This is a genomic window from Streptomyces sp. NPDC054783, assembly GCF_053611725.1.
In genome coordinates, this window is sequence record NZ_JBSHAY010000029.1 from 48,657 (window position 1) to 61,013 (window position 12,357).

A 12,357-nucleotide genomic window follows, 5' to 3' on the forward strand; every position below is an offset into this window, starting at 1 on the left:
GGGTTCCGGCACACCCACGGATGAACCCCTCGGCGCCGCACCGAGCCCACCGCATCCCGGATGCGGTGGGCCGCGCGGTGACTTTGCCCCGTCCGGGGGTCCCGGAGCCTACCGGCCGATCGGCGGAGCCCGACTCGCCCTTATCCGGAAAATGCTACTAACGCACATATGGTGAATTCGCGGCCTTGGTAAAGGCCGTCTCCTGTCCTGGCAAACGGCCCACCCATCACCCTGCGCCGGACGGAGTGACGGAATCATTCGGTGAATCCAGGAGAATTCATGCGTGTTGCCGTGACAGGTGGCGGCGGTTTTCTCGGGTCGCATCTCTGCGAAGCACTTCTCAGGCGCGGTGACGAGGTCGTGTGCCTCGACGACTTCTCCACCGGCAACCCGGCGAACATCACGCCCTTCCTCGGAAATCCCGCCTTCGAACTGATCCGGGCCGACGTCAGCCGGTCGGTCGACGTGGGGGGCCGCGTGGACGCGGTGGCCCACCTGGCCAGCCCCGCCTCGCCTCCCGACTACCTCAGACGCCCTCTTCAGACGCTGGCCGTGGGCAGCCGCGGCACCGAGAACGCGCTCCGGCTCGCGGCCCGGCACGACGCCCGCTTCGTACTCGCCTCCACGAGCGAGGTGTACGGAGACCCCGAAGTACACCCCCAGGACGAGACGTACTGGGGACATGTGAATCCCGTCGGACCACGCAGTGTGTACGACGAGGCCAAGCGGTTCGCCGAAGCGCTGACCCAGGCCTACCGGTCGCACTGCGGAACGAACACGGGAATCGTCCGCATCTTCAACACCTATGGCCCGCGCATGCGTCCGCACGACGGCCGGGTCGTCTCCAGTTTCGTGGTCCAGGCCCTCGCCGGGGAACCCCTGACGGTCTACGGCGACGGAAAGCAGACCCGCAGTTTCTGCTACGTCGACGATCTCGTGCGCGGCATCATGGCCATGCTCGACCATGACGAACCCGGACCGGTGAACCTCGGAAACCCCGTCGAACTGACGGTGTTCGACCTGGCCGAACTCGTCCTCGACCTGACGGGTTCACGGGCCGAGATCCAGTTCCACCCGCTGCCCGTGGACGACCCCACCCGCCGCCGGCCGGTCATCGCCCGGGCGTCGGAGCGGCTCGGCTGGGTTCCCGAGGTGGGCATCGAGGACGGACTGCGCCGGACGGTGCGCTGGTTCGCCGACCGGCCCGCCGACATCGCCGCCGCCCTCACCGCGATCCGGGGCGGGCAGCTGGACGGCGGTTCCGCGGCGGAGCCCCGACTGCCGGGTCCGACCCTCGCGGCGTCGTGACCCGGACGGACCCCGGCCTCGGAGCCGGCGCCGCGCTCGACCTCGCCCCGCAGGCACCGGACACCGAAGCGGCGCTGGGCACCCACCTGCGGACCCTGTCGGCGGGCAACGTCGTCGACGCGCCGGCCGACGGACCCGTCTTCGGCAACCCCCGCAGATCGCTCTCACCGACACCCGGGACCTGGATCCCGCGGCTGCGCCGCACGGACCGGATGACCGTGACGGTGCTCGCGGTGTGCTGGCTGGCCGCCCTGGTGTGGTTCTGGGAGTGGTGGGTGCGCCCGGAGCACCGGGTCGGCTGGACGGGCTTCGCGGTGAACAGCGCGCTGCTGCTGTACCTGTCCCTGCTGCCCATGTACTTCCTCGTCGCGGTGCTGCGGCTGCGCGCCCTCGACCCGGCCGTCGAAGTGCCCCCGCTGCGCACGGCGTTCGTGGTGACCCGGGCCCCCTCCGAACCCTGGCAGGTCGCGCGCACCACCCTGAACGCGATGCTGTGCCAGGACTACCCCCACCGCTACGACGTGTGGCTGTGCGACGAGGACCCCACCCGGGAAATCCTCGACTGGTGCGCGGCCCACGGCGTGCGCGTCTCCTGCCGCCGTGGTCTGGCTGCCTACCACCGGGACACCTGGCCGCGCCGCACCCGGTGCAAGGAGGGCAACCTCGCGCACTTCTACGACAACTGGGGCTACCGCGACTACGACGTGGTGGCCCAGCTCGACGTGGACCACGTGCCCGGGCCCGGCTATCTGCGGGAGATCGCACGGCCGTTCGCCGATCCGGCGGTCGGCTATGTGGCCGCCCCCAGCGTGTGCGACGCCAACGCCCGTACGTCGTGGGCGGCCCGGGGACGGCTGCACCGCGAGGCCACCTTCCACGGGCCGATGCAGCTCGGCCACTCCGACGGCCTCGCCCCGCTGTGCATCGGCTCCCACTACGCCGTACGCACGCGTGCGCTGCGGGACATCGGCGGGCTCGGACCCGAGCTGGCCGAGGACTTCTCGACCACCTTCCTGCTCAACTCGGCAGGCTGGCACGGGGCGTTCGCGATCGACGCCGAGGCGCACGGCGACGGCCCCCTCACCTTCGCCGCGATGGTGACGCAGGAGTTCCAGTGGTCGCGGAGTCTGGTGGTCATGCTGCTCGGCATGCTCCCCAGGCACCTGGGCCGGATGCCGGGGCGGCTCAGGATGCGGTTCGCCTTCGCCCTCTCCTACTATCCGCTGCTGGCGCTGACCACGACCGCCGGACTGCTGCTGCCACCGGTCGCCGCGGTCACGGGCATTCCGTGGATCAACGTCAACTACGTCGCATTCCTGGCGCACTTCTGGGCCATGTCGGTCTGCCTCGTGCTGCTCACCGCGCTGCTGAAACGGCGTGGGCTGCTGCGGCCCGTGGACGCGCCGCTGCTGAGCTGGGAGGGCTGGCTGTTCGGGCTGACCCGCTGGCCGTTCGTGGCGTGGGGCGTCACCGCCGCGCTGCTGCAACGCCTGCGCCCCAAGCACGTCGTCTTCAAGGTGACGCCCAAGTCCCGTGACGGCCTGGAGCCGTTGCCGCTGCGCCTGGTGCTGCCCTACCTGCTGATCACCGTCGTCCTGTCCGGCGCGGCAGTCGTCGGCGAGCTGACCGGACCCGCGATCGGCTATGTGTTCCTCTCCCTCCTCGGCTCCCTGTCCTACGCGATGGTGACGCTGGCGGTGGGCGCCCTGCACATCCGGGAGACCGCCCGGTCCGCCGGCGTCGGCATCCGCCGGGCCCTGCGCACCGCCGCGCTCCCGCTGACCGCGGGCCTCGTCGCACTCTTCCCGCTGGGCTACGGCCTGCTGCTGTTCCCGGCCTACCTGCACGGGTTCATCTCCGGGTGACGGCCGCCGCCCCTGCCCTCTTCCTCTGTCTCCCCCGACGAAACGAGGTACTCCCATGCCAGAAACGGTCCTGGTGACCGGCGGCGCAGGTTTCATCGGCAGCCACACCTGTGTCGAACTGCTCGACCACGGCTACGAAGTCGTCGTCGTGGACAACCACGTCAACAGCTCTCCCGAGGCGCTGGACCGCGTCGCCAAGGTCGCGGGACGGCCGCTCGCCGCCGTCCACCGCGTCGACGTGCGCGACCGGAAGGCCCTCTTCGAGGTGTTCGCCGCCCATCCGGTGGACGCGGTCATCCATTTCGCGGCCCACAAGGCGGTCGGTGAGTCGGTGACCCTTCCGGTCGAGTACTACGACACCAACGTGGGCGGCACCTGCACCCTGCTGTCGGTCATGCACGAGCACGGGGTCCACCGGCTGGTGTTCTCCTCGTCCTGCTCCGTCTACGGCGACGCCGACACCGTGCCGCTGACCGAGCAGAGCCCCGTGGCGCCCACCAACCCCTACGCCCGCACCAAGCTCACGGGTGAACGGATCCTGCAGGACGTGTGCGCCCACCTGGCGGACATGAAGGTGCTGGCCCTGCGCTACTTCAACCCCGTCGGGGCCCATCCGAGCGGTCTGCTCGGCGAGGACCCGCGCGGAGTCCCCAACAACCTCATGCCGTACGTCGCGCAGGTGGCGGTCGGCCGCCGGGAGCAGCTCAGCGTCTTCGGCGACGACTACCCCACCCCCGACGGCACCGGGGTGCGGGACTACATCCACGTGGTGGACGTCGCCGAGGGACACCGGGTGGCCCTCGAACACCTCGACGACCGCCCCGGCATGCGGGTGTTCAACCTCGGCACCGGCGCCGGCGCCTCCGTGCTCCAGCTCGTCGCGGCCTTCGGCCAGGTCAGCGGGCGCCCGGTGCCCCACCGGATCGTCGGGCGCAGAGCCGGCGACGTCGCCGAACTCGTCGCGGACGCGAGTGCGGTGGCCGACGCCTGGGGCTGGACCACGACTCGTGATCTCACCGCCATGTGCCGGGACGCCTGGCGGTTCCAGGAACGCAACCCCGACGGCTACTTCGCAGGCTCCCCCGGGACCGGCGCCCCACAGACAGGAGACTCCCCATGCGACTGACCGTCATCGGCACCGGCTATCTCGGGGCCGTGCACGCCGCGTGCATGGCCGAGATCGGACACGAGGTCCTCGGGGTCGACAGCGACGCGGGCAAGACCGAGGCCCTCGCCGCCGGCCGGGCACCGTTCCACGAACCGGGGCTGCAGGAGATCCTCGCACGGAACACCGAGAACGGCCGGCTGCGCTTCACCACGTCCCTGCGGCAGGCCGCCGACTTCGCCGGCCTGCACTTCGTGTGCGTCGGCACACCGCAGCGCCCCGGTTCGCTCGCCGCCGACCTGAGCCATGTCGAGGCGGTCGTGGACGGCCTGGCGCCGCTCCTCACCCGTGACACCCTGATCGTCGGCAAGTCGACCGTCCCGGTGGGCACGACCCGGTCGCTCAGCCGCCGGGTGGCGGCGCGCGTCCGCCCCGGCGTGGCGGCCGAGGTCGCCTGGAACCCCGAGTTCCTGCGCGAGGGTTACGCCGTTCAGGACAGCCTGTGCCCCGACCGGCTGGTCGTGGGGGTCACCGCACCCGGCGCCGACGAACTGCTGCGCCATGTGTACGAGCCGTTGATCCGGGCCGGTGTGCCCTACCTCAGCACCGATCCGGCCACCGCGGAACTGGTGAAGGTCGCCGCCAACTCCTTCCTGGCGACGAAGATCTCGTTCATCAACGCGATGGCGGAGGTCTGCGACGCCTCGGGCGCCGACGTGGTGACGCTCGCCGACGCCCTCGGCCATGACGCGCGCATCGGGCGCCGGTTCCTCTCCGCCGGCCTCGGGTTCGGCGGTGGCTGCCTGCCCAAGGACATCCGCGCGTTCCTGGCCCGGGCCGAGGAACTGCGGGTCGGGGAGGCGGTGTCCTTCCTGCGCCAGGTCGACCGGATCAACGACCGGCAGCGCCGGCGGACGGTCGACCTCGCCCGTCAGCTGGTGGGCGGCACCCTCGCCGGCCGGCGGGTCGCCGTGCTGGGCGCCACCTTCAAGCCGGACAGCGACGACGTACGGGACTCACCGGCGCTCGCCGTCACCGCGGAGATCGTCGCACAGGGCGCCGAGGTGCGGGTGCACGACCCGGCGGGCCTCGACAACGCGCGTGCCGCGTTGCCGGCTCCGCTGTACTGCACGGATGTCATGGAGGCCTGCCGGGACACGGACGTGGTCCTGCACCTGACCGAGTGGCGGCACTACCGCGAGCTCGATCCGGTGCGGCTGGCCGAGGTGGTCCGGGTGCCGCGGCTGCTCGACGCGCGCAACGCCCTGGACCGGGCGGCCTGGCACGCGGCCGGCTGGCACGTGCGCGCTCCCGGACGGCCCGCGCACGTGCCGCAGCCAGGACAGGGCGAGGCCCTCCGGGTGCGGATCCCTCACGCCTTCGGCGCCACCTGCACGGCCCCCACCGTGGGAGAACCGGCCAGCGGCGTCCCGAAGTAGTCCACCGGCCCGGGGTCGGTCCCGACGGTCCGCATGTCCACCGCGGCACCGGTCAGCGCGTGGGAGCATTGGGAAGCGAGTGCGCCACGCATCGGGCCGGTGCCGCGCAGGTCGGGCCCGTTGGTGGGCAGCGGGACCTCCGCGAGGCAGGGGTCGGCGTCGGTGCCGGTGGCCCGCGGCCCCTGCAGTTCCTGACCGGACGACCGGCGCCAGGTCGCCAGATCGCCGTACCAGCCGTCGCCCCACTGCAGGGTCCAGCCGCTGGAGCTGTGGTAGTCGTTGCCCTGCATCTCCACTTCGGAGATGGCGAAGTGCCCTTGGGCCGCCACCACCGGGGCGCCGTCGGTGACGAACACGTTGTTGCGCACCGAGACGGCGCTGATGTTGGGCTGAAGCCGCAGCGCGGGTGCCCGGACCGTGCCGTTCGCCCTGGCCAGCACCGTGTTCTGGTAGATCGCCAGGTTCGCCACCCGGGCTCCGAGCGCCACGATGCCGCCGTAGTCCTGCAGTTTGCGGCCGTTGTCCTGGCTGATGTTGTAGCGGATCGCGTTGTTCGTGTGGGCCGTGTTCGCGACGGCGGAGTACGCCAGGAAGCCCGCGCCGTCGTTGCCGTAGGACAGGTTGTACTGCATCAGCGAGTACGACACGTTGTTGTCCAGGCCGAATCCGCCGCCGTCCACCTGGGATCCGGTGTGGTTGTCGTAGGCGACGTTGCGCTGGAAGACGATCCGTGTCGAGTCGTACGTCCAGATCCCCTCCGGGCCCTCCGCGGCGTTCGGCGAGGACGACGCCCCGTTGTCGTGGGCGACCGATGCCTCGACCACCCCGCCCCGGACACTGCCGAGGACGACGCCGCTGCCGGTGTTGCGTCCGGACTGCGCGTCCCCGGCGTTCTTGAACGCGACCAGTTTGGACACCCTCACCTGCTCGTGTGCGTAGGCGGGGGCGTCCGCGTCGAAGGCGGGGCCGTCCGTGACGAGGCCCGCGTCCTTGTTGTTGTGTACCGCGCAGTCGTCGACGACGATGTCCCGGAAGCCGGATGCCCCGGCGCCGCCGCGCAGCCGGATGCCGTTGCGGAAGCCCGAGACGTCGACGCCCGTGACCCGGATGTACGGCAGTTTCCGCTTGCCCGGCAGGTCGCTGACGAAGCCGATTCCGTCCTGCGACCGGTAGGACGCGGCGTTGCCGGCGAGGACCAGGTCGCGGATCTCGACGCCGCTGGTGTCGTGCACCTCGATGCCGCGCGTGCCCTCGGCCGTGATCATTGCTCGGCCGTCCCCGTAGGAGCCGATCTCCACGGGCTTGTGGGGGTCGCCCGCGTCCCCCCGGCCGATGCTGAGGGTGCCGGGGAAGTGTGCACCGCCCTCGAGCAGCAGACGGTCGCCCGGCTTCAGCCGCACGGCGTCGGCACGCCGCAGCGTGCGCCAGGGGGTCTGCGGGGTCCGGCCGTCGTCCTTGTCGTCACCCTGCGGGCTGACGTAGAAGGTCCGTCCTCCCCGTGGATTCTCCAGCACGGGAACATGCGGGGTGGGCAGGCTGCATCCGGCCAGCAGCAAGCCGATGGCACACAGACCCACCCTGTAGTCGTTCCGCCCGCGCACGATCACTCCTGTCTCTCTGTGACCGAACGGCCTCCGGATAGCAGGAGACCGCGGACCACACCCTGACGTGCGGATCCGACGATCGGCGGTCCAGCACGCGGAGTTCGGCGCAAGACATGCCTGATTGGCCTCCTGCGCGTGCCGCCAACGGGGGTTCCAGGCGCCCCCGGGGCGCTGGGCCGACAGGAGTGCGGCATGATGACGCGCATGTCCTCGCAGTTCCAACCGGTCCTCGATCGCATCATGGCGGAGATCGATCGCACTCCGGGACGCGGCCGGTCCGCCGACTACATCCCCGCCCTCGCCGCCTGGGACCCCCGCCGCTTCGGCATGGCCGTCGCCGAGCTGGACGGCACGGTGTACGGGGTCGGGGACTGGCGCCAGCCCTTCTCCACGCAGTCCATCACCAAGGTCTTCACGCTCGCCCTGGACCTGGCCCGCGAGGGCGACGAACTCTGGGAGCACGTGGGCCGCGAGCCCTCCGGCAACCCCTTCAACTCCCTGGTCCAGCTGGAGTACGAGGACGGCATCCCGCGGAATCCTTTCATCAACGCGGGCGCCCTCGTCGTCACCGACCGCCTGCAGACCCGTACCGGAGACGCGGCCGGCGAGCTGCTGGCCTTTCTGCGCGCCGAGAGCGGCAACCCGAGGCTCGACTTCGACAAGGAGGTCGCCGCCTCCGAGACCGCGCACGGCGACCGCAACGCCGCTCTCGCCCACTTCATGGCGGCCTACGGCAACATCGACAACGACATTCCCGTCCTGCTCGACCAGTACTTCCGCCAGTGCTCCATCGCCGCGTCCTGCGCCGACCTCGCCCTCGCCACCGGCTTCCTCGCCCGGCACGGCATCCGCGCCGACGGCAGCAGGCTGCTCACCCGCAGCCAGGCCAAGCAGGTCAACGCGGTGATGCTGACCTGCGGGACGTACGACGCGGCCGGGGACTTCGCCTACCGCGTGGGGCTGCCCGGCAAGAGCGGCGTCGGCGGCGGGATCATCGCGGTGGTCCCGGGCCGGTGCACGCTGTGCGTGTGGAGCCCGGGCCTGGACGAGCGCGGCAACTCGGTGGCCGGAGTGGCGGCCCTCGACCGGTTCACCACGCTGACCGGGCTCTCGGTGTTCTGAGTCCGAGGCCGGCGTGGGTGCCCTCCGCGGCGGCCGGACGACGTCCTCGGGGTACTCAAGACCCTGGCGTACGACCGTCACCACCACGCACCGGTCACACTCCGGTCCCCGCCCGGAGGGGCCCGCGTCGCCTTCCGGCCACCCGGCGTTGACACGCTGAAGCAGTGTTGGCCATGGCATTTCCCGTCGATATCCGCCGCTGCCAGGTGCTCGGGCTGGCCGGTACCGCCTTTCTCGCGCTGGGCGGTGAGACGGCCGGTGCCCTGCCCGTGCAGGATCTCCTGGCCCCCGCCTCGGTGCAGGCCGCGCTCGGCCTGGTCGGCGTGTACTTCGGCGTCGTGCTGCTGATAGCGGCCTGGGTGCTCCTCGGCCGCCTGGTGCGCGGCCCCCAGCCGCCCACCCCGCGCGCCCTGCTGCTGGTGCTCGCCGTGTGGGCGGCACCGCTGCTGCTCGCACCGCCGCTGTTCAGCCGGGACGTCTACAGCTATCTCGCGCAGGGCGCCATGGTCGACGCCCACATCGACGTCTACGCCCACGGCCCGGCGCAGCTCGGCGGCCCGCTCGCCGACGAGGTGGCCCCGATGTGGCAGCACACCGGCGCCCCCTACGGCCCCGCCTTCCTGGCCCTGGCCTCGGCGCTGTCCGGACTGACCCGCGGTCAGCTCCCCGCCGGCCTGCTCGGCATGCGGCTGGTCGCCCTGCTCGGCGTGGCCCTGATGGCGGTGGCGCTGCCCCGCCTCGCCCGGCACAGCGGCTCCGACCCGGCCGCCGCCCTCTGGCTCGGTGCCCTCAACCCGCTCGTGCTGCTGCATCTGGTCGCGGGCGCCCACAACGACGCCCTGATGCTCGGTCTGCTGGGACTCGGCCTGGTCGCCGCGCGGGGTGACCGCCCGGCCGGCGGCGCCGTCGGAGCCGTCCTCGTGACCCTGGCCGCCCTGGTCAAGGCGCCGGCCGCCCTTGGCCTGCTGGCGGTCGTGGCCCTCCAGGTCCGCTCCGGACGCCGCCCCCTGCCGGCGGTCCTGACCGCGGCGGCCGCCTCCGCCGTGACGACGGTTGCCGCCACGGCAGTCGCCGGCACCGGGTACGGCTGGATCGGCGCCCTGGCCACCCCCGTCTCCCCGCACAACTGGGCCCTGACCAGCCTGCTCGGCCGCGCCACCGGTGCCCTGCTGGAGCACCTCGGCAGCAGCCTGGCCCCGTTGGCCGTGCCGGCCTGGCATCTGTTCGGCCTCGCCGCCACCGCCGTCGCCGTGGCGCTGATATGGCTCCGGCTGCGCGTCAGGCCGGTGTACGCCCTCGGGCTCAGCCTGCTGACGGTCGCCGTGTTCGGCCCGGCGATCCGCCCCTGGTACGTGCTGTGGGGACTGTTCCTCATCGCCGCCGCCGCGCCCAGCACCTCGGTACGGCACCGGGTCGCGGCCCTGGCCGGCGTCCTCGCCCTCGCCGTGCTGCCGAGCGGCGGCCCGGCCGACCTCGGGCAACTCGTGCTCGCCGTCTCCGGCGGGGTGCTCGGCGTGGTCGTGCTGTGGCAGGCCCACCAGGCGGCCCAGGCCCCGGCCCCGGGACGCATGGCGTGAGGGGGCCGCGCACGACCAGGAGCCGTCTGCTGCTGGTCCTCGTCCTCGGCGCCGCGGTCACCGTCTTCACGGCGACCGTGCCGCTGCTGCGCGACTTCTTCGACCTGCGCGTCTACTACGGCACCGTGCACACCTGGGCGCACCACGGCGGACGGATCTACGACTACCAGGTGCCCGGCACCTCGTACGGCTTCACCTATCCGCCGTTCGCCGCGCTCGCCATGCTGCCGCTGGCGCTGCTGGACCGTACCTCGGCGATCGCGGCGTCCCTGCTGGTCAACCTGGCCGCGCTGGCGGTCATCCTGCGGATCCTGGCCGGCCCCGACTGGCGGCGGCACGGCTGGTACCGCTGGTCGCTGTGCCTGTGCCTGCTCGCGCTGTTCGAGCCGCTGCGGGACACCTTCAGCTTCGGCCAGGTCAACCTGGTGCTGCTCGCCCTCGTCCTCGGGGACTGTCTGCTGCTGGCGACCGGCCGGGAGCGCTGGGCGGGCGCCGGCATCGGGCTCGCCGCCGCCGTGAAGCTCACACCCGCCCTGTTCATCGGTCTGCTGCTGCTAGCCGGGCGGCGCCGGGCGGCCGGCGTCGCGACGGCCGTGGCCGCCGTCGCGACCGCGCTGGCCGCCTGGGCGGACCCGCGGGCGTCCCGTTTCTACTGGACCCAGGCGCTGTGGGACACCGGCCGGGTGGGCCGGCTCGACTATGTGTCGAACCAGTCGCTCCAGGGTGTGCTGGCCCGCCTCGGCGAGCCGGGCCGCCCGCTGTGGGCGACGGCGGTCCTGCTGACCCTGTGCGTCTGGGCATGGCGGGCGCGTCGGGCGGTGCAGGCCGGTGACTGGACGGCGGCCTTCGCCCTCACCGGGGCGGCGGCCTGCCTGGTCAGTCCCATCACCTGGGTGCACCACCTGGTGTGGCTGCTGCCGTCGTTCGCCGTGCTGCTGCGCGCAGGGCACCCGCGGATCGCGGGCGCCCTGTACGCGGTGCTGTGCACGAGCGTGGTCTGGCTGTGGTTCGACGACGCCTCCGGCATCGGCGGCTTCCTCGGCAGCAACACCTACACCTGGATCACGCTGGGGCTGCTGCTCGGCCTGCCGACGGGTCAGCCGCGCGGGGTGCGCTTGCCCCTGGCCCGCAGCGCCACCACCACGGCGGCGCGCAGCGCCACGACCGCGGCGCCGGCGACGAGTCCCGCGAGCCCCGCGACGACGGCGGGGCCCGGCCAGCCCGAGCGGTCCGGTGTCTGCGACGTGCCCGCGGCCACCGGTTTGGCCGGCGACACCGGCCGCGACTTGACACGCAGCCCGTCCAGCGAGCCGACCGGGTCCACCCGGCCGGCCGCCGCGAAGCCCCAGTCCAGCAGCTCGCGCGCCTCCTGGTACACCGCCAACCCGCCGCCCGTCTGAGGGTTCATCACGGTCACCACCAGCGTGCGGCCGCCATGGCGGGCCGCGGCCACCAGGGTGTTGCCCGCTTTGCTGGTGTAGCCGTTCTTGATGCCGATCAGCCCGGGATACTTGCCCACGCCGTTCTGGCCGGTCAGCAGCCGGTTGGTGTTCCTGATGCCGTACGTCGAGCCCTCACCGGGGAAGAACGCCTCGGCGGTGGAGCAGTACCGGGCGAAGTCGGGATTGCGCAGGCCCTCCCGGCCGAAGACCGCCAGGTCGTAGGCGGAGGACACCTGGCCGTCGGCGTCGTAGCCGTCGGGGGAGACGACATGGGTGTCCATGGCGCCGAGCGAGCGCGCCTTGACCTGCATCTCGGCGGCCGTGGCCTGCCAGCCGCCGTTCATCGAGGCGAGGACGTGCACGGCGTCGTTGCCGGAGTTGAGGAAGACCCCGCGCCACAGGTCGGCCACCCGGTAGGTGAGTCCCTCCTTGACGCCGACCAGGCTGCTGCCCTGGCCGATGTCCGCCAACTCCGCGTTGCGCACGGTGTGCCGCATCCCGGCGGGCAGGGAGGGCAGCACGGTGAGGGCGAACAGGGTCTTCAGGGTGCTTGCGGGCGGCAGTTTGCGGTGCGCGTCGCTCGCGGCCAGCACCGCCCCGCTGCCGGCGTCGGACACCACCCAGGACAGCGCCGACACCTTCGGCAGCTCGGGCGCGTCCGGGTGCGGCCGGACCAGGGAGCCGGAACGGTAGAGCTGGTTCGGCCCGGGCATCGCCGCCCCGGGCTCCGGCGGGCCGGGTTCCCCGGCACGGGGCCCGGCGGAGGCGGCGGCCGGGGTGAGTGCCAGCACACCCGCCACGCACAGGGAACAGGCCGACACGGCCACCCGATGAGAAAGTCCGGTGATCATGTGATCAACGTACGAACAGGTCCGTCATCCCTCGCGCTGGAGGG

8 protein-coding genes and 1 pseudogene are annotated in these 12,357 nt (G+C 72.3%); 7 read left to right on the top strand and 2 right to left on the bottom strand.

Going from position 1 to position 12,357, the window contains the following annotated elements; all coding sequences use genetic code 11:
* Positions 1–279 precede the first annotated feature (279 nt).
* The 4 genes from ACWGJ5_RS35710 to ACWGJ5_RS35725 are packed head-to-tail and all read left to right on the top strand — an operon-like array spanning position 280 to position 5,717.
* Positions 280–1,308: a UDP-glucuronic acid decarboxylase family protein gene (locus tag ACWGJ5_RS35710; RefSeq protein ID WP_453313776.1), complete on the top strand. Its 1,029-nt coding sequence runs from the start codon at positions 280–282 to the stop codon at positions 1,306–1,308.
* Positions 1,305–3,173, top strand: a complete 1,869-nt coding sequence (locus ACWGJ5_RS35715; protein WP_453313777.1) for a glycosyltransferase family 2 protein — start codon at positions 1,305–1,307, stop codon at positions 3,171–3,173. Before ACWGJ5_RS35710 ends, ACWGJ5_RS35715 begins: the two co-directional genes overlap by 4 nt.
* A 55-nt stretch (positions 3,174–3,228) precedes the next feature.
* A complete protein-coding gene (gene galE / locus ACWGJ5_RS35720; protein WP_453313778.1) occupies positions 3,229–4,299 on the top strand; it encodes a UDP-glucose 4-epimerase GalE in 1,071 nt (356 codons plus the stop codon).
* Positions 4,290–5,717, top strand: coding sequence for a UDP-glucose dehydrogenase family protein (locus ACWGJ5_RS35725; RefSeq protein ID WP_453313779.1), 1,428 nt, complete (start codon positions 4,290–4,292; stop codon positions 5,715–5,717). Before galE ends, ACWGJ5_RS35725 begins: the two co-directional genes overlap by 10 nt.
* Here ACWGJ5_RS35725 and ACWGJ5_RS35730 read toward each other — a convergent pair.
* On the bottom strand, positions 5,651–7,318 hold the full coding sequence (locus ACWGJ5_RS35730) for a right-handed parallel beta-helix repeat-containing protein (RefSeq protein WP_453313780.1): 1,668 nt from the start codon (positions 7,316–7,318) through the stop codon (positions 5,651–5,653). The genes ACWGJ5_RS35725 and ACWGJ5_RS35730 overlap by 67 nt on opposite strands.
* A 195-nt stretch (positions 7,319–7,513) precedes the next feature.
* Between ACWGJ5_RS35730 and ACWGJ5_RS35735 the strand changes: the two genes are divergently transcribed.
* From ACWGJ5_RS35735 to ACWGJ5_RS35745, 3 genes are all read left to right on the top strand, one after another.
* Entirely contained in the window at positions 7,514–8,443 is a 930-nt protein-coding gene (locus tag ACWGJ5_RS35735; RefSeq protein WP_453313781.1) for a glutaminase, read from the top strand.
* A 173-nt stretch (positions 8,444–8,616) separates the two neighbouring features.
* A complete protein-coding gene (gene mptB, locus ACWGJ5_RS35740; protein ID WP_453313782.1) occupies positions 8,617–10,020 on the top strand; it encodes a polyprenol phosphomannose-dependent alpha 1,6 mannosyltransferase MptB in 1,404 nt (467 codons plus the stop codon).
* Positions 10,017–11,420, top strand: a complete 1,404-nt coding sequence (locus ACWGJ5_RS35745) for a glycosyltransferase family 87 protein (RefSeq protein WP_453313783.1) — start codon at positions 10,017–10,019, stop codon at positions 11,418–11,420. Before mptB ends, ACWGJ5_RS35745 begins: the two co-directional genes overlap by 4 nt.
* A gap of 56 nt (positions 11,421–11,476) precedes the next feature.
* Here ACWGJ5_RS35745 and ACWGJ5_RS35750 read toward each other — a convergent pair.
* A pseudogene (locus ACWGJ5_RS35750) lies at positions 11,477–12,313 on the bottom strand (D-alanyl-D-alanine carboxypeptidase family protein); the annotation flags it as partial.
* Between the last annotated feature and the right edge of the window lie 44 nt (positions 12,314–12,357).